Raw genomic sequence first — 20,900 nt, forward strand, 5'->3', positions numbered from 1 at the left:
TTTAGAGGATGCATTATAAGAGTGCAGAACAATTAACTAGGTATAGCCTCAACTTCAGCATCACTATGGGCATTCAGTGATTCCCCAACTTGTTGCAACTGGTACATTTGATAATAGCGTCCTTTTTGTTGCAAAAGCTGTGAATGCTTACCTTGCTCAACAATTGCACCACGATGTAACACAACGACCTGATCAGCATCGACGATCGTCGATAAACGGTGAGCTATCACAACTAGAGTCGTATGTTGGCGGATCATACGTAATGCTTTTTGTATCGCTTGCTCTGTTCCTGAGTCAATGTTCGCGGTTGCTTCATCCAAAATTAAAATTTTAGGTGTCACCACAAGAACTCGAGCCATCGCTAGTAATTGTCTTTGCCCAACAGATAACGTATTTCCTTGTTCTCCGAGCACGGTATCTAACCCATCAGGTAACGCACGAACCAACTCAGCAAGCTGAACAGTTTCAAGAACTTCCCAGACTTTATCTTGGCTAATTTCACGTCCTAATGCGACGTTATCAAAAAAAGAAGCGGCGAGAACAACAGGGTCTTGTTGCACCATTGCAATACCATTACGTAATACTTGATGAGATAGTGAACTTAAATGACGCCCATCTAATAAAATATCCCCTTCTTGCCATGGGTAATATCCCATAATTAAATTTGCAATGGTACTTTTACCACTTCCTGTATGGCCGACCAACGCAATAAAATTATGATCAGGCACTTGTAAATTAATGTCTTTAAGCACAATGTTGTTATCACGATAGGCAAAGGATAAATGGTTAATTGAGATTGAACCACCTTGTAACGGCTCAATACTTGCGCCATAGCCTTGTTGCGGGCTATCCATTAATTCAAAAACACGCTCACCAGAAACAACGGCTTGCTGCAACATTGACTGCTGAGAAGTTAATTCAATGAGCGGTTCATTCAAGCGGCCTAAATAATTAATAAAAGCATATAAAACACCAACACCAATGGTGGTCGTTCCTTCGAATCCAAATAGCAATAGTAAACCACATAATACTGAGGCAGAAAGTAAGCTCAACAATGGCCTTAATAATAAGCCATCAAGCTTTAATGCTTTCATTCTTGCAAAATAATGGTCTTGGCTAAGACTTTGCATTTTTTCGCCAAATCTAGCTTGCTGGATAAATTGCTGAATAACTGTCATTCCATTAATAACTTCATTAAAACCGTTATTAATATCAGCAAGATAAGATCTCACACGACGTACAATCGGTGTGCTTAGGCGCTGATAAACAAGCATTACCACAAATACAGCAGGAAAAATCATCACTGCAATTGATGCCATACGCCATTCCAATGAAAACATGGCAACCAGCATAGCGCAGATCAATGCTAAGCTACGAAACACGGTTGGTACAACCATCACAAATAGATCTTTAATAACCTCAGTATCATTTGTAACTCGTGAAATTAATTGACCAACTGGCTGCTTATCAAATGCACTTAGAGGCTGCCTTAGAGCAGCATTCATCACATCTGTTCGTAATGTTTGCACTACCCCCACAGAAGCTTTATTAAATAAAATAATTTGATAGTAATGTAATAGTGCAGCAATAACTTGGAGCAATATAAACCCAACAGCCATATATAAAGCCAGTGGCATGATGATTTGTTTTTTCGCTATCATGTTATCAATAAAATAACTGATTAGCAGAGGCCCACTAACTTCTGCAATAGCAGCTAGCCATAGCATTGCAATGGCAATACCCATGGTTCCTCGGTACGCTTTTCCATAAGCAAGTAAACGCTTAAGTGCTGGCCACAGCGGTTTCTTTTGGCTCATAGATCACCATCCAAAGCTGCTTCAATCTGTTGATATTGATACATATCTTTATACCAACCCGATTGCTCAATAAGCGCGTCATGTCTACCTCGGCTAACAATAGTACCTTGAGATAGCACTAGAATATTGTCCGCCTCCACCAATGCAGATAGGCGATGGGCGCTGATGATCATGGTTCTACCTTGCCGCCAATGACTTAAATTTTGTAAAATTGTAAACTCGGTCTGCCCATCAACTGCAGAAAGAGCATCATCTAACACCAAGATTTCCGCATTCTGCAAGATAGCCCTTGCAATAGAAATTCGTTGTTTCTGCCCGCCAGATAACATGACGCCACGCTCACCAACCTGAGTGGAATAGCCTTCAGGTAAACGTAAAATATCATCATGTACACAAGCAATGCGTGCAGCCTGTTCAATTTCTTCTTGAGTGGCATCAGGTCGCCCAAGCGCGATATTGCCTGCGACGGTATCTGAAAACAAAAATGGAGACTGATTTACGATAGATAACCGAGCACGCCATTCATCTAAACGAATTTCGGGTAACGGTAAACCTTGATAGAAAATAACCCCTTCCGTAATATCAAATTGACGTTGTAATAACGTCAACAATGTTGATTTTCCAGATCCTGTTGGCCCACATATCCCTAAAAATTGCCCAGGTTTTAGGTCAAACTTAATATCATGTAATGCTGTTCTCGAGGTTTCTGGATAACTAAAGTTGATGATATTTACATTCAAATTCCCCTTTTCAGGCTGTAATGAATGCGAACCATCCTGAATGACTAACGGTTCATTGAGTAAACTAAGAATACGGCTATAAGCTGCACTACCCCGTTCAACGATATTAAACATCCATGCGAGCGCTAACATCGGCCAAATCATTAACCCTAGATACATCACAAAGCTCGTTAATTCGCCTAGCGTCAGTGTATCGTTTAATACCATCCAGCTTCCCCCTGCAATAGCGAGTAAGTTGGCCATACCAATCGCCATAAAAATTGTGGGGTCAAAACGGGCATCAACTTTAGCAACATGCATATTGCGACGCCCTGCCTCGGTAGCTACCTGTTCAAATTGATTTGATTGATGATCTTCGAGGCCAAAAGCTTTAATCATGCGAATACTTGTTAAACTTTCTTGTGCATGATTATTTAAAGACGAAAATGCCCCTTGGGCATGCTTGAAACGCTGATGAAGCTGATCCCCATAACGTTTAATGATTAATGCCATAATTGGCATTGGAATAAGTGCAAGTAAAGTAAGCTGCCAACTAATTTCAACGCTCATCATAATGAGCACCGCACATCCCATCACTAATGAGTCAACTAATGTTAAAACTCCCTCTCCTGCAGCAAACACAACTCGGTCAACATCATTCGTTGTACGTGCAATTAAATCTCCCGTTCGGTACCTAAGGTAAAATGCTTGGTTTTGCAGACTTAGTTGCCGATAAAATTTTTGTCGTAGTTGTACGGCTAACTTATAAGAAGCACCAAATAACCATAAACGCCAGACATAGCGCAAACCATACACAACCAATGCAATCAACAGCATGACTAAAACATAAGTGATCAATTGCTTTGTCGACATTGCCCCTTTACTAATTCCATCAACAACAACACCAACAATGCGTGGGGGAACTAATTGTAAGATAGCAATGATAATTAAAAAGCAAACAGCGCCGAGATAGCGCCGCCATTCACTCAAAAAATACCAACTTAGTTGTGAAAATAATCGCACGTAATACTGCCTTGAATATATTGATTTATTGATGCCTAAGAATGAGAGCCCGTAATTATCTAAGTTATTACAGGGTTAATCAGGAATAGGCAATACTGTCGTATACTTGATTTTTTCCATTGCAAAGCTTGAAGTTACATCGATTAAACCATGAACACCATTAACTAACTTTTTATAAAACAAGTCATATGATTTCATATCATGAACTTCCACTTGCATAAGATAATCATACTCCCCAGCCATACGATAAAACATCAGAACTTCAGGAAGTTGACTAACAAAAGAAACAAATTGCTCATACCACTCACTATTATGATGCTGTGTTTTAATTGTCACAATCACCGTTAAACCTAAACCTAACTTCTCACCATCGAGTAAAGTGACTCGCCCTCGAATATAACCTTCATCTTCAAGCCTTTTTAATCTTTTCCAGCACGGAGTAGAGGTTAAATTAACAGCTTCCGCAAGGGTATTTAAGGATAAGCTGCTGTCATTTTGCAATAAACAAAGCAGTTTTTTGTCTATTTTATCTAACATGATTGCTCTCTTGGCTTGGGTGTAAGTGCTTTTATCGTTATTTTATTAGCTGTATAACTATATTATGCAAAATTGAATAATTAAAAAACAATAAAAATGTTACCAAATACCATGATTATAGAATATTTTTATACAGATAACCAAATCAGCATATAAATAGTCCTTCAATCAAACTAATTTGATAAAAATAGAACTATGAATTACATCCCAGTATCGCTAACATGCTTTACTCTCTTTCCATCACATTTTGATAATGATATATCACCAAGGAGTACCTATGAAACGCGCAGTTGTGGTTTTTAGCGGAGGCCAAGACTCAACAACCTGTCTTATTCAAGCTTTGCAAAACTATGATGAAGTTCATTGTGTTACTTTTGATTACGGCCAGCGCCACCGTTTTGAAATCGAAGTCGCACAGAAATTGAGCGTATCTTTAGGTGCTACAGCACATAAAGTGTTAGATGTCACATTACTCAATGAATTAGCAATCAGCAGCTTAACTCGAGATAACATCCCAGTTCCTGATTTTTCAGAAAGCGAGTCCAGTACTTTACCCAGCACTTTTGTTCCAGGGCGCAACATTTTATTCCTCACATTAGCAGCAATTTATGCTTACCAAGTACAGGCAGAAGCAGTGATAACCGGTGTTTGTGAAACTGATTTTTCAGGTTACCCAGATTGCCGAGATGAATTTGTCAAAGCCCTCAATCATGCTGTAGACCTCGGTCTTGCCAAAAATATTCGCTTTGAAACCCCGTTAATGTGGTTAAATAAAGCCCAAACATGGGCTCTTGCCGACAGTTATGGCCACCTTGAAACCATCAGGCAGCAAACACTAACTTGTTATAATGGTATTCAAGGTGATGGTTGCGGTGAATGTGCTGCCTGCCATTTAAGGAGCAAGGGCTTAAATGAATATTTAAATGATAAAGAAGCCACTATGCTCTCATTAAAGCAAAAACTATAATAAATTAGCTAAACACACAGCCTACCATTAGCTTATTCGTAATATTCAAGCTAATGGTAGGCTAGTTTTGAATAAAATCTTCAGAACCCACCTTGAATGACTCTAACTTCTCACGCAGCTGTTCATCGATAATAATTGCTTTATTCTCGATATTATTGATAAAAACAAATGTCACATAAGCATCTGAAACAACCTCTTGAATTCCTGCTTTAGTGCGAATAATTTGTTGATAACATACTGCGCTTTTACTGCCTATTTTGTCCATACGGGTCACCACCGTCAGCTCATCACCGAGTAAGACACCTTGGATATAATTTACATTAATATTCACCGCAGCTATTGTTAAATTGTTTTCTATAGCCCACCTAATAAAATTGCGTTTATTCATCCATTCCCAGCGGTCTGCTTCATAGAATTCTAAGTAACGTGCATTATTAACGTGCTGAAAAATATCTATATGATAACCATGAACTTTAATGTGTGTTGTCATAACTACTCCGACCAGTTTATTTTTTAATAACATAAAAATAACAAATGTACGGAAAATGTGCTGAATGATTATCAAGAATAAGACTTAGCTCTCAAATTATTTACAAGATGCTTAGTTTTCTGCTTAATTATTAACCTTAAATATATTCCCCCCATACTTTGTATGGGGGATTTTAGTTACAAAGTTAACTTATCTTTATTCTTTTCTAAAAATGCAGGACCTATCCCCTGAACTTCTAAAATATTCTCAATGGAATTAAAAGCCCCATATTTTTGCCTATATTCAACTATAGCTTTAGCTTTTTGCCTACCTATGCCATTAAGTTTTTCGGCAAGTTCCTCTTCACCTGCTAAGTTAATATTTACTTTATCAGACTGTTCATGGTTAGTTGATGGTGAGTTATTACTTACTTGTTTTTCTTGAATGACAGCCGTAGTGGCTTTTTCTGGCTCAATTTTCTTAGCCAAAGAAAAAGAAGAAAATGAGCATAATAAAGAAAGGAGCAGAACAATACCTAATCTGCATTTATTGACTGAATTCCATAACATATTTGTTCTCCTGTGTATGTTGAGACACAACGATGCCATAGAAAAATATGGAACACTTTTCAATAAAATTAAAAATACGAAAGGCCACCCAAAGGTGGCCTTCTATTCATAACGTTGCAATTTTACTTGCGAAGCTGCTCGCAATTATTCAATATTCAGCACTTCAATTTTTGCATTTTCACGCAAGTTAAGCATCAAAGCTTCGTTAACCGCAGAACTCATAGCGCCTTGGTATTCACGAGTTAGTTGTTTTAACTCGTCATCCGTTGGCTGACCTAATGTTACTTTATCTAGCTGAATAACCACATAGTTATCAGACTCATCACGTGCAAGTCCGTAGCTTGGTTTACCATCAACAGGTTGTGGCATTTCCATTGTCGCATTGATAACCGCTGTTTGTGGCATTAAACGAGAAACGGTTTGAGCATCAGAGAATTTAACACCCGTGGCACTTAGAGCTTCAGCCCCTTTACCCGCTTTTAACTCAGTAAGTAATTTATCGCCCGTAGCTTTCAACTCTGCTTCGGCTTTTTGGCGTTTAACCAGTGTTTCAATTTCTGACTTAACCTGTTCAAAAGGTTCAACACTTTCAGGTTTGTACTCTGTAACACGCACAACAAATGCACGGTCACCTTCCACGTTAATAACGTCTGAGTTGATTCCTTTAGAACCATTTTTATCCACTAAACGATCGCTAAATACTTCACTGACCACTTTAGGGAAATTAAGCGCAGCAGGTGGGTTTGTTCTATCAAACCAATCCGTTGTCACAGCCTTCAAACCAGATACAGACTCAACTGATACTAATGATTCCATATCACTCGTGGCCGCTTCACTGACTTTTTGCTGTAAGTCATAGAATTGCTTAATGTTTTTATCTTGAAGTAAGCTAGTTTTAATACTTTCTTCAACTTGCTCAAACGGTTTAATCGATTCTGGCTTAATATCATCTAAACGAAAAATAACATAGCTATTTTGTGATTTAACAGGTGCCGAAAGCTGCCCTTTTTCTGTTAATTTAGCATCCACAATTTCGCTTGGCGTTGATGCAGCTTCCATCCAACCAATCAGGCCTTTTTGCCCTGCACTGAATTTATCCGTTGATTTTTCAGCGGCTAACGTTGCAAAGTCTGCACCTTGTTTTAATTCATCCAGAATATCATTCGCTTCTTTTTCAGAAGCAACCTGAATCATACTGTACTGCTTTTGCTCTGCTTGAGTATAATTTTTCAGGTTTTGCTCATAATAGGTTTTTACTTCTTCATCAGACACTGTCGCTGGTGCCATCGATGCTGCATCCATTTCAACATAGCTTACTTGCACCTTCTCAGGTGAAATAAAGCTATTTTGGTTAGCATCATAATAGGACTTTAATTCTTCTTCAGAGGCTGTTTGTTTTGCTTGAACCTCTGCTAAATCTAAAATTGCAGTGCGAATTTCACGCTCTTGCATAAATAATTCAGCATACGCTTTAACTTCAGATGGTAAAGCGAAATCCGTTCCAGTAAAGGTTTTGGCTAGCTGAGCACGTGTAAGATCTTGGCGAATTTGAACCGCAAGGCTATCTGCATTAATGTTGTTACGGCTTAAGATCTCACGATATTTTTCGCTATCAAACCGGCCATCTGTTTGGAAAACAGGCATTGAGAAAATATATTGCTCAATTTGCTGATCGCTTGCTGAGAGTTGTAGTTCATTAGCATACTGATTAATCAATTCATTGTTAATCAAGTTATCAAGAGCTTGGCGGCGCAGTAAATTCATGCTTTCTTCATTACTAGCGACTTCTGAAAATTTATCCCCCAGGTACTCTTGTAATGATTGGCGCTCTTGTTGAAAAGCCTGCTGTAGCTGCTCTCGGCTTATTGACTGCCCGTTAACTTCAGCGGCATTATTTGCACTGTTGCCACCAAGGCCACCCATCATAACGCCACCCAACACGAATGAAAGGATAATCAGCGCCAGTATTATTTTGAGCAAAGGACTATTCGCCTTTGTGCGTAAATTTTCCATCATAAAAAGGCTTAACTCCGCTTTGTTGAATTCAATTTCCTGATAATACGCTAATCTTAACTCAGAAAGAAAAAAAAGCGCACCATTTCAATGGTGCGCTTATATATTAGCTGATTAAAGACATTCCGTCAGTTTGAGTTTTCGCAAAAATACGAGAAAGACAAACTTAAATACCTAATTAGCTATTTACAGCGTCTTTAAGACCCTTACCTGGACGGAAAGCAGGAACTTTCGCCGCAGCTATTTTAATTTCTTTACCCGTTTGAGGGTTACGGCCTGTACGTGCTGCACGCTCACGAACAGAGAAAGTCCCAAAGCCAACTAGAGCAACATCGTCCCCTTTACTCAAAGAACCCGTTACGGTAGCAACGAACGCATCAACAACACGACCTGCTGCAGCTTTAGAAATATTCGCATCAGAAGCGATTTGATCAATCAGTTGAGCTTTATTCACTCTTATCATCCCCATATTAGTTGGACTATAAATCTCTTAATTAACTATAGCAGTTATTAGTATAGTTAATTAATGATGCAGCCGTTATATCAATCCTGATTACCAATGGCAAGAGAACAGATTGCATACAAACAATTATCAGAATCATCGTTAAATTAGCGATGAAAAAAAAGGCTGACAAGCCCTAAATTAGCTGTCAGCCTTAATTTTATACAAACTTCTTGATTCAGCTCACTCTTTTAGCTTTCTTTTTAACTACTTCAGCTCCAAAAGGAGGATTAACTAAAGCCAAAGATAAGACTTCTTCAATCGTTTTCACAGGGTGAATTTCAAGATCTGCGATCACATTTTGAGGAATTTCTTCTAAATCACGTTCGTTTTCTTTAGGAATTAATACTGTTTTAATCCCTCCACGGTGTGCCGCCAATAATTTCTCTTTTAAGCCACCAATTGGGAAAACTAACCCTCTTAATGTAATTTCACCCGTCATAGCAACATCTGCTCTCACCGGATTACCCGTTAGGCAAGAAACTAATGCTGTAGACATCGCAATACCTGCACTTGGACCATCTTTTGGCGTTGCCCCTTCAGGTACGTGCACATGGATATCGCGTTTTTCATAAAAATCGCTATTAATACCCAGTTTTTCCGCTCGAGCTCTAACAACCGTTAATGCGGTTTGAATAGACTCTTGCATCACTTCACCTAAAGAACCGGTATAGGTTAGTTTGCCTTTACCGGGCACACAAGCAGTTTCAATAGTGAGTAAGTCACCACCAACTTCAGTCCAAGCAAGGCCTGTAACTTGCCCAACACGGTTTTCTGTGTCTGCTTGGCCGTAATCAAAACGACGAACTCCCAGATAATCTTTCAGGTTGTCCGCATTGATTTCAATGTGCTTGAGCTTTTTGTCCATAAGTAGCGCTTTAACCGCTTTACGGCACAATTTAGAGATTTCACGCTCTAAACCACGAACTCCAGCCTCACGAGTGTAATAACGAATGATGCTCATTAAAGCACTGTCATCGATAGTTAACTCATTCTTTTTCAACGCATTACGTTCAATCTGCTTAGACAGCAAATGTCTTTTCGCAATATTCAGTTTTTCATCTTCTGTATAACCAGAAAGACGAATCACTTCCATACGATCTAACAATGGCGCAGGGATGTTCATTGAGTTCGATGTTGCAACGAACATCACATCAGACAAATCGTAATCCACTTCTAAGTAGTGGTCGTTAAAGGCAATATTTTGTTCTGGATCAAGCACCTCTAACAATGCAGAGGCAGGGTCACCACGCATATCAGATGACATTTTGTCAATTTCATCCAGTAAAAATAGTGGGTTTTTGACGCCGACTTTTGCCATCTTTTGGATCAGCTTACCTGGCATTGAGCCAATATAAGTACGACGGTGACCACGGATTTCAGCTTCATCGCGCACCCCACCTAATGCCATACGTGTATATTGACGCCCCGTAGCCTTAGCAATAGATTGCCCCAAAGAGGTTTTACCTACACCCGGAGGCCCAACCAAGCAAAGGATTGGCCCTTTAATTTTACTGACGCGGCTTTGTACTGCCAGATACTCTAAAATACGGTCTTTCACACGCTCTAAACCGTAGTGGTCGGTATCTAACACTTCTTGTGCTTTAACTAAGTCTTTTTTGACTTTGCTACGTTTATGCCATGGAACCTGCACCATCCAATCAATATAGCTACGGACAACAGTAGCTTCTGCTGACATCGGAGACATCATTTTCAGCTTCTGCAATTCTGCTTCGGCTTTTTCTTGTGCCTCTTTTGGCATTTTCGCTTCTTCGATTTTACGTTTTAGCGATTCATATTCGTCTGGCGCATCATCCATTTCACCCAGCTCTTTCTGAATAGCTTTCATTTGCTCATTCAGATAATACTCGCGCTGGCTTTTTTCCATCTGTTTTTTAACACGGTTGCGGATGCGTTTTTCCACTTGCAGCAACTCAGTTTCTGACTCCATCATGGCCATCAAAAACTCTACGCGTTCAGCAATATTTGCCATTTCTAAAACGCGTTGTTTATCTGCTAATTTTAATGGCATATGAGAGGCAATGGTATCTGCCAGTTTATCTAGCTGATCTTGTTCAATTGCATGTAACGCAGTTAGTACTTCAGGTGGAATCTTTTTATTCAGTTTTATATAGCTTTCAAACTGACTAACAATAGTGCGATACAATACTTCGTTTTCTTTTTCATCAAGTGCATCTGATGATTGAGAACCCGCTGCCGTTTCATCATACGGTGCGTGTTCAGATTCACTATTTTGCTCTGTTGCCAAATACTCTGCTTGCGCTAAGAAATATTCGCCATTATCTGTCAAACTGGTAATACGTGCGCGTCGTAGCCCTTCAACGAGGACCTTAACTGTACCATCAGGCAGTTTTAGCATCTGGATAACGGATGCAACTGTACCGACAGCAAATAAATCATTCACCCCTGGCTCATCAGTCGAGGCTTCTTTTTGTGCAACCAGCATTACCTGCTTGTCATGATCCATCGCTGCTTCCAGACTGTGAATGGATTTTTCACGTCCAACAAACAGTGGGATCACCATATGTGGGTATACCACTACATCACGCAGAGGCAATACTGGTATTTCAATGCGTTCGGAACGCTCAGGATTCATAAAGCTCTCTCTTCGTTTAGCTCACGCTAGTTTAAGGGTTTCTGTCTCTTGCTTTAAAATTGCTTTCTAAAACAAGGAAACCACACCTCAGAATATAAACTATATGGGGACAAGATTTTAGCATTCAATGGCTAGTTGAACATAAAAAACAAAATGAGGGAAACCCCTCATTTCGTTTGATTAACTATTGAACGTTTTATATGGGATTAGTTATCGCCGGAAGCTTGAGCATCAGGTTTGCTATATATCAATAGCGGCTCTGATTGCTCATTAATGACGTTTTCATCAACGACAACTTTTTCAACATTACTCATTGAAGGAAGGTCATACATCGTATTTAACAATGCAGCTTCAACAATAGAACGTAAACCACGAGCTCCGGTTTTACGTGCCATGGCTTTCTTAGCGATGGCTTTTAATGCTTCCTCACGGAACTCAAGCTCTGTATTTTCAAGACTAAATAAGGCTTGGTATTGCTTAGTTAATGCGTTTTTAGGTTCTTTCAGAATCTGAATTAATGCTTCTTCACTTAATTCAGTTAATGTTGCAACAACAGGCAAGCGACCAATAAACTCAGGGATTAAACCAAATTTAATTAAATCTTCTGGTTCTGCCTGCGTTAATAATTCGCCTTCCGTTGCTTTATCTGATTCACCTTTCACTTCTGCAGCAAAACCGATACCTGAACGGGTATTTAAACGCTGACCGATCACTTTATCGAGCCCTGCAAATGCCCCGCCACAAATGAAGAGGATCTTTGAGGTATCAACCTGCAAAAACTCTTGCTGAGGGTGTTTACGTCCCCCTTGTGGTGGTACTGCCGCAACTGTTCCTTCAATTAGTTTCAGAAGTGCTTGTTGCACACCTTCACCGGAAACGTCACGGGTAATTGATGGGTTATCTGATTTACGTGAAATTTTATCAATTTCATCAATGTATACGATACCACGTTGGGCTTTTTCAACATCGTAATCGCATTTTTGCAGTAATTTTTGAATAATATTTTCAACGTCTTCACCAACATAACCAGCTTCAGTTAATGTCGTTGCATCAGCCATTGTAAATGGTACATCCAAATAACGCGCTAAAGTTTCAGCTAAAAGTGTTTTACCACTACCTGTTGGTCCAATTAGCAAAATATTACTTTTACCTAATTCAACACCATCACTGGTTTTATCACCATTACGTAAGCGCTTGTAATGGTTATATACCGCAACAGCTAAAACTTTTTTCGCTTTTTCTTGACCGATGACATAGTCGTCAAGATGCTGCCGAATTTCATGTGGTGTAGGCAGTTCACTACGCTCACGATGCGGCGTAAGTTCTTTGATTTCTTCACGGATGATATCGAGACATAAATCTACGCATTCATCACAAATATAGACTGACGGACCGGCAATCAGCTTACGTACTTCATGCTGACTTTTTCCGCAGAAAGAGCAGTAAAGCAGTTTTCCTGTCCCCTCTTTGCGTTTATCTGTCATCAGTTGACCTCACTTTTATCCATATTGTTTTGTTTTCGTTGATTAAAAAAACAAAACAACGATTTTCTTTAAAATAGTTTATGGTATGAACTAATTATACCAAAAGTTAACCCATTAACGGCTACTATAAATTTGGTCGACTAAACCATACTCTTTTGCTTCATTTGCAGATAAGAAACGGTCACGCTCTGTGTCTCGAGTAATTTCTTCAATGGATTTTCCCGTATGCAGAGCCATTAACTCGTTCATTCGAGATTTCACTTTAAGAATCTCTTGGGCATGGATTTCGATATCTGACGCTTGGCCTTGATAACCCCCTAACGGTTGGTGGATCATCACGCGTGAATTTGGTAAGCAGAAACGTTTACCTTTGGTACCCGCCGTCAATAAAAAAGCCCCCATGGAACAAGCTTGTCCCATACAAATAGTGCTTACATCAGGCTTGATAAACTGCATCGTATCGTAAATTGACATTCCTGCGGTAATAACGCCACCTGGTGAATTAATATACAAATGAATATCTTTTTCAGGGTTTTCTGCTTCAAGAAATAACATCTGAGCGACGATTAAATTCGCCATATGGTCTTCCACTTGACCGGTCAGGAAGATAATACGTTCTTTTAATAGACGTGAGTAAATATCATACGAGCGCTCACCACGAGAAGTTTGCTCTATGACCATAGGCACAAGGGCCATTTGAGATGCTAATTGTTCCTGACTGCCAAAATGTGACATCGAAATCTCCTATTAAAAACGTTCTGGTGCTTGCGCCTAATTTGCTGTCTGCCTGCTATTTTGAGCAGAGATCATGCCACAAACAACGGTTTTAAAAAATTCCTGTGTCTGCAGGCTCTTTCAATTCTCTTATTTTTCTAGTTTAGCTAATATTTAACCAAATAACTGCAGAAATAAGAAGAAAATGCAGCTAAGTATGCTGCAGTAAATAAGACGCTCTTTAAAAGAGTTTAACACAAGTCTATTGGGTTACATGGAATTATACCATTAGAAAACCATACTTGATTTTCAAGGGAAACAAAATAACTCAGTTGGTTAATATCACCGTTTTCGACAATGTTAAGCTATTCAAAATAGTTCAAATTGCAATTAAAATCCCATTTAGACTACTTGAAGTATAGATAATATAATTAGGGTTTAAATGTGTTTTTCAAGGGTATCCTAATTAAATTCGCTAAAGTGATAATTTAAAGGCTTTAATTGACAAAAAACCCGTAGCAGTACACCACGGGTTTCATTATTTTATACAGCAAGAAAAAATTAACCTGCTTGAACTTGGTTCATCAGTTCAGTGAAGTTAGTTTCTTTTTCTGTCACTTTAGCAACTGCCAATACAGTTTCAACAGCTTGTTCTTCTAAAGCTAAATTACGAACACTGTTCATCAGCTCTTCGTTTTTGCTGTAGTATTCGATAACTTCAGCTGGATCTTCATACGCAGAAGCCATTTCTTCGATCAGCGCTTTAACACGATCTTCATCAGCTTTCAGTTCGTTTTTGTTGATCACTTCGCCTAACAGCAGACCAATCACTACGCGACGTTTTGCTTGTTCTTCAAACAGTTCACGAGGTAATTCCATCGCTTGTTTTTCGTCGCCACCAAAGCGTTGTGCCGCTTGACGACGCAGAACATCAATTTCACCATCAACAACTGCAGCTGGAACTTCGATGTCATTCGCTTTGATTAAGCCATCAAGAACTTGTGCTTTAACACGGTTACGCACGGCATTTTTCAGCTCACGTTCCATGTTTTTACGTACTTCTGCACGCAGGCCATCTAAAGAACCATCAGCGATACCAAAACGCTTGATGAATTCTTCAGTGAATTCAGGCAGTTCACGTTGTTCTACTTTCTTCAGAACGATAGCAAATTTCGCAGCTTTACCTTTCAGGTTTTCAGCATGGTAGTCTTCTGGGAAGTTAACTTCGATATCGAATTCTTCACCCGCTTTATGACCAACAACACCTTCTTCGAAACCTGGGATCATACGACCTTCGCCCATAACCAGAGCGAAATCTTCTGCTTTGCCGCCTTCGAATTCTTCACCATCGATAGAACCGGTAAAGTTGATAGTGATGCGAGAGTCAGCTTCTGCTGCCGCTTCAACTTCTTTCCACTGCGCTTGTTGCTTACGCAGAGTTTCTAACATATTTTCCAGATCTTCGTCTTTTACAGAAACTGCTGGTTTTTCAACTTCAATAGTTTCTAAACCTGCTAATTCGATTTCTGGGTAAACTTCGAATTCAACTGAATAAACAAAATCTTTACCATCTTCGAGTTGCTCAGGCTTGTAGCTAGGCGCACCCGCTGGATTGATTTTTTGTTCAATAATTGCGTTGATGAAGTTACGTTGCATTACATCGCCCAGAACGTCTTGCATAACAGACGCGCCATAACGCTGTTTAACGATGTTCATTGGTACTTTTCCTTTACGGAAACCATCAACACGTACTTTTTTAGCAACACTAACTAATTCGCTATTAACTGCTTTTTCAATATCAGTGGCAGGAACGGTGATTGTTACACGACGCCCAAGGCCTTGAGTCGTTTCAACAGAAACTTGCATCTTCTTACCTCAAAATAAATCTTAGTGATCGGTCTACTCCAGAGTTATGCCATTAAATCATAATGGCTGTCTCCCTTCCAGAACCGGGGGCGTTACTTTCGTAACGGTCAATCCCTGATATCAGAAGCGTCCCGAAACCTTACTGAAAATTAGACGCAGCATTATACCGATGCATGCGCCCTGAGTCGAGAAAAGCTGAGAAAAGAAGCGTTTTTTCCTCATTATTTGTGACTTTTCTGACTAAATTTTTTGTTTTTTCACCTAAAGTGAAGAAAAAACATTCACCAAGCTCATCATTGAGCATGGCTGATTATGTAAAGCATAGTCTCAGTGTATTAACTGAAACGAAAAACTACCGATTAACACCGCCAACACCACGACAAGCTGGTGATTTTAACGCAGTGTCAGCAAGCTCATTCCACTCTTGTTGTGTATATGTATGCAAAGCAAGGGCATGGATCCCTCCCGATAATTCGTCCGCTAAAATAGCATAAATTTCGCGGTGACGGGCAAGCATTCGTTTATTTTCAAATTTATCACTCACTAAAATAACTTTGAAATGGCTTTCAGACCCCGGTAACACATTGTGTTGGTGGCTTTCATTAATGACCTCCAAATGTGTAGGTTCAAAAGCAACGTGTAACTTTTGGTTCACGAGAGATTGCATACTTTGAGCTGCATTAGCGACCATAAAATGTTCCTTAATTAAAAATTATGCCCAGAGGCAATTATTTTTATTGTACGCGTTGATTATTGCTATCTTCTTATTATAGAAATATCCGATAATAACTTGCCAATGTTATGATAGCGGCACATTGATGCGAATTTTTTCAAAAATTGTTGTCTAATAGTTCAGGATAAATAAGCCGCTAAGCTTTATATTGAACGACGGCTACCCGCACCATAACGAAACATTTTCAATTAGGAAAGATGAACTGGAAAAAATTATGTTAAGAAAACTGTGTTTTCCACTTTTAGGGTTATTTCTTCTTGCGGGCTGTGCAACCAGCAGCAATACATTATCACTTGAGCCTAAGATAGCTTTACCTGCGAAAAACCCTACACTGAATGCAACTTCAATTAGTGTCAGCAGTGTCGATAACCGTACGAATAAATCCTTAGCAGAAGTTAATCGTAATGGTAGTTTAGTTGTACTGAACCCTTCACGCGATCCTCGTTATCTGATGCAAGAAGCCGTCGAAAAGCAAATGGCTGCACGTGGGTTTATGGTGACATCACCGGCAAATGTGAATTTAGTCGTTCAATTGAATAAACTCGATACCAAAGTAAGTGAAGGCAGCCTGCGCCATAATATTACTGTAAACTCCAGTGTCAGTATTATTGCAACAGCGCCAAATGGCTCGACAAAAACACGTTCATTTACCCGTAATTTTAATACACAAGAATTATTGGCTGCCAATAATGCCAAGATAGAAACGGCTATCAATAGCGCATTAACTGATTTAATTGCAGATATGGCAACAGACCAAGAAATCACCGATTTTATCAGACAAAATTCACGCTATTAATTGAGCAATCATTATCATTAAGTATTAAGCTACCTAAGCTCTCATTGATTGAGCTTGGGTAGCATAGCGCAGCCAATACCTCTGCAGCGCAATGTATTGCAGCAATATCACACTGGCTTAGAGGGAAATAATGCCTCGTTTTACTCTACCAAATAACATCACTTTAATCCTTTTAGGCTTTGTTTCTGGTCTACCTTTAGCTTTAACTGCAGGTACATTACAAGCTTGGCTAACTGTTGAAAATGTCGATATAAAAACCATTGGTTTCTTTTCATTAGTCGGACAGGCTTATGTCTTGAAATTTCTTTGGTCTCCAATGATGGACCGCTATACCCCACCCTTTCTTGGTCGTCGAAGAGGATGGCTATTAACCACTCAAATTCTGTTGATTATCAGCATTGCCGCTATGGGCTTTATGAATCCGTCAGAACATTTGTGGTACCTTGCTGCACTGGCGGTCACTGTTGCATTTTGTTCAGCCTCGCAAGACATTGTTTTTGATGCTTATAAAACCGACTTGCTGAGTGCAGAAGAACGTGGAATTGGCGCTGCAACCTCAGTTATGGGTTACCGGATCAGTATGTTAGTCTCAGGCGGTCTTGCACTTTGGTTAGCGGATAAGTTTTTAACGTGGAAACAACTTTATTTAGTCATGGCAGGGCTAATGATTATCGGTGTTATCGCTACATTACTCGCGAAAGAACCCGAAGAGAGTTGCGCCGCGCCAACGTCACTAAAAAAAGCGATTTACGAACCGCTGGCTGAATTTTTTAGCCGGAACAATGCTTGGCTAATCTTACTACTGTTAGTTTTTTACAAACTCGGCGACGCCTTTGTTATGGCGCTCAACACCAATTTTCTATTAAATGCCCTTGGTTTTAGTTTAAGTGAAGTGGGTACCGTCAATAAAACTGTCGGTATGGCCGCAACCATTATTGGGGCGTTACTTGGTGGTTACTTAATGAAAAACATGAGCTTATTTAAAGCTCTGTTTATTTTTGGGCTTCTACAAGGTGGCTCTAATATAGGCTATTGGTTCTTAGCGATAACACCACCTCATATCCTAACCATGGGGTCGATTATATTTCTAGAAAATATCTTTTCTGGTATGGGAACCGCTGCTTTTGTCGCCCTATTAATGACACTATGTAATAAATCGTTATCCGCAACGCAATTTGCACTTCTTTCCGCTCTTTCGGCTGTTGGCCGTGTTTACATTGGCCCAGTTGCGAGTATTTTCGTCAGTAATTATGGCTGGCCACTATTCTACCTTATTTCAATCGCAGTTGCGGTTCCAGGTGTTTTGCTTTTATTAGCTTGCCGGACATCCCTAATATACACACAAGCAACAGGGTTATTTCAGCGGCGCCAGCTGTATACAAAAGGCTATCGCATTGCCGTATATGCACTTATTACTGCCGTTAGCTTCCTTGCTATTTGGTTACTTTCATTACTTGTATTTTCATTTAGTGGTATGAAAGTTTATCTATTTACTACACAAATTGAATTTTGGCTGAGTTTACCTCGCTACCAAAATCTTATTTTTAATACTGGCATTAGTATTGGTGCTATCAGCCTAGTTATTGGTGGTAGTTTAGACTACCTCGCCGTTCGCAAGACAGTACAACAATAACCCTTTCTATACTTTTCTCATTAACCTAACAATTACCTAAATAAAGTTTATTTATTTAGGTAATTTGATCTTTTCCTATAAATTAGATCTAAATAACAAAATAAAGCGATAATGTCAGAATATCGTGATTACGATCACTTCATTCGTGTAAAATATTTCTTAATTGCAACTTTCAAGTCTAATATATCACAAGTTACAAGTTGGTTAGCTAAAATGTTAATAACTAACGCTTTACCAAACCCCATCAATCTATAAGTGAAAATAATCTATATATGAAAAAAATCATTTACATTGCCACCTTAATTTCTCTAGCAGGTACGGCATATTCTGACGATATTATTGGCTATAAAAATGGCTTTGCTGATGTCAATGTAAACTATTTAGATTGGTCACATCGTACTGAAAATAAAACAGAAAATACGACACGTAAAAAAGACTTTGCCTATATTGAACTTGAAGGAGGTGCCAATTTTAATTGGGGGGAGTTATATGGTTTTTTTGATCTCGAAAACCCATTCCACAGCCAACACACCGATTCAGGACGAAATAAACGTTATACCATTAAAACAACAGGCCGCTTTTATTTAGGTGACACTGGTTTCAACCTATATGGCCACGTTTATGGTACTTGGTCATTACCTGGTGCCAAATATGGTGGTAATTTCCATGATGTGAACACTTTATATGGTATTGGCTATAACACGGCATTCGGTGACTTATGGTTTAAACCTTTTATTGCTCTTAATTACACCGACCAGACATTCTATTCAGGTAATAATGGATATGTAGCGGGTTGGGTAGCCGGTTATAATTTCAGCGTATTTGACGAAAATTTCATGATAACGAACTGGCATGAAATGGAGTTTGCTAGGAACAAACGCTATAACGGGGGCAAGAGTAATGGCATAAATGGCGCTCTCGCTTTTTGGTGGAATGCCACAAACCATGTTTCTGCTGGGGTACAATACCGCTATGCTGATAATAAATTAGGCGATACTTTCTACCAAGATGCAATCATTTATACATTAAAGTATACCTTTTAGCGCTCGATAGAAAATTGTATCAGAGTTAATAGTTTTCTTTTTTTTATCAGTAAAATAAGAGTTTTTTTTATGATTTAGCCGATAAAGCAACCAAAATAGCTTTATCGGCAATAAAAACTGTAACTTCCCTTAGCATATTGCTAATCATTTATATCAGTTTCACTGTTTTTTCATTTCTTTTGTATATATTTTTCTTTGAAAAATTACTAAGATAATTTACTATTAATTGAGTTTTATCAATGCATACTTATAAATCGCATCAATTTTAACGTTTTCTTTATAAGCTCTTTACATGTGATCATATTAACATAAAGAGCTAACAATTCCGTTTCTTTGCCTTACAATCATTTACACTCGCATAACCTTACCGTAAAATGCCCGCACTGATGAAACGACAATTAGAATCTTTGTCATTTGGGGTCGTGGATGAGACTTATGAACTACAAAAAAAGCATTGGAGCAATCTCACTCGTTGTAGCTACCTTACTATTAGGTGGTTGCGATATGGTGTTGATGGATCCAAAAGGCGCCGTTGGCGTTAAACAAAAAGAGCTAATTCTTATTGCAATTGGCTTAATGCTACTTGTTGTTATTCCTGTTATTTTCATGACGATTATCTTCGCAAGAAAATACCGTGAATCCAACACGTCAGCTACTTACCGTCCTAACTGGGCTCACTCGAATAAAATTGAGTTAGTCTGCTGGACTGTTCCTATCATCATTATCATTATTCTGGGTGCTATCACTTGGAAGACGACACATGAGCTGGACCCGTATCAGCCATTAGTGAGTGATCAGGAACCTGTCACGATTGAAGTTATTTCTGCTGACTGGAAATGGATATTCATTTATCCAGAGCAAGGAATTGCGACAGTTAACGAAATCGCATTCCCTACAGGTGTGCCAGTCAACTTCAAAATCACGTCAGATTCGGTGATGAACTCCTTCTTCATTCCATCTTTAGGTGGCCAAATCTACGCGATGGCGGGTATGCAAACAAAACTTCACTTAATCGCTAACGAACCAGGTACTTATAAAGGCTTCTCTGCAAGCTACAGTGGCCACGGTTTCTCTGATATGAAGTTTAATGCTATTGCAACTCCAGATCGTCAAGGTTTTGATGAGTGGGTACAAAAGGTAAAAGCTTCTCCTAAAACAATGGACACCATGCAGGCATTCGACGAAGTCGCTAAGCCAAGCATGAACGTTCCTGTTACCTACTTCTCTAGCGTGAAGCCTAAACTTTATGAAGATATCGTTCTGAAGTTTGGTCATGAGCACCATAAAGGTCACGCTCCTGTAGAAAATCAAAGTCATTCAATGACTGACCATAACGATGCTACAGGCAATTCAATGCAAATGAGCCACAGTGCTCATGCAGCAGGCGCTGAGGAATAA

At 39.2% G+C, this 20,900-nt stretch carries 17 protein-coding genes; 5 read left to right on the forward strand and 12 right to left on the reverse strand.

Annotation, left to right across the window (positions count from 1 at the left end; all coding sequences use genetic code 11):
• Nucleotides 1-32: 32 nt before the first annotated feature.
• The 3 genes from PSE72_RS10645 to PSE72_RS10655 all read right to left on the reverse strand — a co-directional run bounded on the left by PSE72_RS10645 (nt 33) and on the right by PSE72_RS10655 (nt 4,096).
• Entirely contained in the window at nt 33-1,817 is a 1,785-nt protein-coding gene (locus PSE72_RS10645) for a SmdB family multidrug efflux ABC transporter permease/ATP-binding protein (RefSeq protein WP_115166650.1), read from the reverse strand.
• Nucleotides 1,814-3,559: a SmdA family multidrug ABC transporter permease/ATP-binding protein gene (locus tag PSE72_RS10650; RefSeq protein ID WP_217007892.1), complete on the reverse strand. Its 1,746-nt coding sequence runs from the start codon at nt 3,557-3,559 to the stop codon at nt 1,814-1,816. Before PSE72_RS10650 ends, PSE72_RS10645 begins: the two co-directional genes overlap by 4 nt.
• Nucleotides 3,560-3,634: 75 nt before the next feature.
• Nucleotides 3,635-4,096 (reverse strand): Lrp/AsnC family transcriptional regulator, encoded by a 462-nt coding sequence (locus PSE72_RS10655; protein ID WP_004905429.1) that lies wholly within the window; start codon nt 4,094-4,096, stop codon nt 3,635-3,637.
• A 277-nt stretch (nt 4,097-4,373) separates the two neighbouring features.
• On the opposite strand from PSE72_RS10655, the gene queC reads away from it, so the two are divergent.
• Nucleotides 4,374-5,063 carry a 7-cyano-7-deazaguanine synthase QueC gene (gene queC, locus PSE72_RS10660; protein ID WP_115166649.1) on the forward strand — a complete coding sequence of 230 codons (690 nt, stop codon included), beginning with the start codon at nt 4,374-4,376 and terminating at the stop codon, nt 5,061-5,063.
• Nucleotides 5,064-5,124: 61 nt separating this feature from the next.
• Here queC and PSE72_RS10665 read toward each other — a convergent pair whose 3' ends face one another.
• The 9 genes from PSE72_RS10665 to bolA all read right to left on the reverse strand — a co-directional run bounded on the left by PSE72_RS10665 (nt 5,125) and on the right by bolA (nt 15,988).
• The gene (locus tag PSE72_RS10665; RefSeq protein WP_115166648.1) at nt 5,125-5,553 is read right to left on the reverse strand and encodes an acyl-CoA thioesterase; all 429 of its coding nucleotides are present in this window, start codon (nt 5,551-5,553) and stop codon (nt 5,125-5,127) included.
• 176 nt (nt 5,554-5,729) lie between these two features.
• A complete protein-coding gene (locus PSE72_RS10670; RefSeq protein WP_198641850.1) occupies nt 5,730-6,101 on the reverse strand; it encodes a ComEA family DNA-binding protein in 372 nt (123 codons plus the stop codon).
• A gap of 144 nt (nt 6,102-6,245) precedes the next feature.
• On the reverse strand, nt 6,246-8,117 hold the full coding sequence (ppiD, locus tag PSE72_RS10675) for a peptidylprolyl isomerase (protein ID WP_272690959.1): 1,872 nt from the start codon (nt 8,115-8,117) through the stop codon (nt 6,246-6,248).
• Between the two features lie 175 nt (nt 8,118-8,292).
• Nucleotides 8,293-8,568 carry a nucleoid-associated protein HU-beta gene (gene hupB / locus PSE72_RS10680; protein WP_004914513.1) on the reverse strand — a complete coding sequence of 92 codons (276 nt, stop codon included), beginning with the start codon at nt 8,566-8,568 and terminating at the stop codon, nt 8,293-8,295.
• A 226-nt stretch (nt 8,569-8,794) separates the two neighbouring features.
• Entirely contained in the window at nt 8,795-11,233 is a 2,439-nt protein-coding gene (lon, locus tag PSE72_RS10685) for an endopeptidase La (RefSeq protein WP_004914515.1), read from the reverse strand.
• 206 nt (nt 11,234-11,439) lie between these two features.
• Nucleotides 11,440-12,717: an ATP-dependent protease ATP-binding subunit ClpX gene (gene clpX / locus PSE72_RS10690; RefSeq protein WP_004914518.1), complete on the reverse strand. Its 1,278-nt coding sequence runs from the start codon at nt 12,715-12,717 to the stop codon at nt 11,440-11,442.
• A gap of 114 nt (nt 12,718-12,831) precedes the next feature.
• A complete protein-coding gene (gene clpP / locus PSE72_RS10695; RefSeq protein WP_004905443.1) occupies nt 12,832-13,452 on the reverse strand; it encodes an ATP-dependent Clp endopeptidase proteolytic subunit ClpP in 621 nt (206 codons plus the stop codon).
• Between the two features lie 540 nt (nt 13,453-13,992).
• Nucleotides 13,993-15,297: a trigger factor gene (gene tig / locus PSE72_RS10700; RefSeq protein ID WP_004914522.1), complete on the reverse strand. Its 1,305-nt coding sequence runs from the start codon at nt 15,295-15,297 to the stop codon at nt 13,993-13,995.
• 352 nt (nt 15,298-15,649) lie between these two features.
• A complete protein-coding gene (bolA, locus tag PSE72_RS10705) occupies nt 15,650-15,988 on the reverse strand; it encodes a transcriptional regulator BolA (protein ID WP_004914525.1) in 339 nt (112 codons plus the stop codon).
• Nucleotides 15,989-16,244: 256 nt separating this feature from the next.
• Here bolA and PSE72_RS10710 point away from each other — a divergent pair, with 256 nt between their 5' ends.
• From PSE72_RS10710 to cyoA, 4 genes are all read left to right on the forward strand, one after another.
• The gene (locus tag PSE72_RS10710) at nt 16,245-16,826 is read left to right on the forward strand and encodes a YajG family lipoprotein (RefSeq protein WP_004914528.1); all 582 of its coding nucleotides are present in this window, start codon (nt 16,245-16,247) and stop codon (nt 16,824-16,826) included.
• A 130-nt stretch (nt 16,827-16,956) separates the two neighbouring features.
• Nucleotides 16,957-18,459, forward strand: coding sequence for a muropeptide MFS transporter AmpG (gene ampG / locus PSE72_RS10715; RefSeq protein WP_115166647.1), 1,503 nt, complete (start codon nt 16,957-16,959; stop codon nt 18,457-18,459).
• Nucleotides 18,460-18,731: 272 nt separating this feature from the next.
• Nucleotides 18,732-19,502: a nucleoside-specific channel-forming Tsx family protein gene (locus PSE72_RS10720; protein WP_004914534.1), complete on the forward strand. Its 771-nt coding sequence runs from the start codon at nt 18,732-18,734 to the stop codon at nt 19,500-19,502.
• A 426-nt stretch (nt 19,503-19,928) separates the two neighbouring features.
• Entirely contained in the window at nt 19,929-20,900 is a 972-nt protein-coding gene (cyoA, locus tag PSE72_RS10725; protein ID WP_042851662.1) for a cytochrome o ubiquinol oxidase subunit II, read from the forward strand.

Source organism: Providencia sp. PROV116, from assembly GCF_028482485.1.
GTDB classification, from domain to species: domain Bacteria; phylum Pseudomonadota; class Gammaproteobacteria; order Enterobacterales; family Enterobacteriaceae; genus Providencia; species Providencia rettgeri.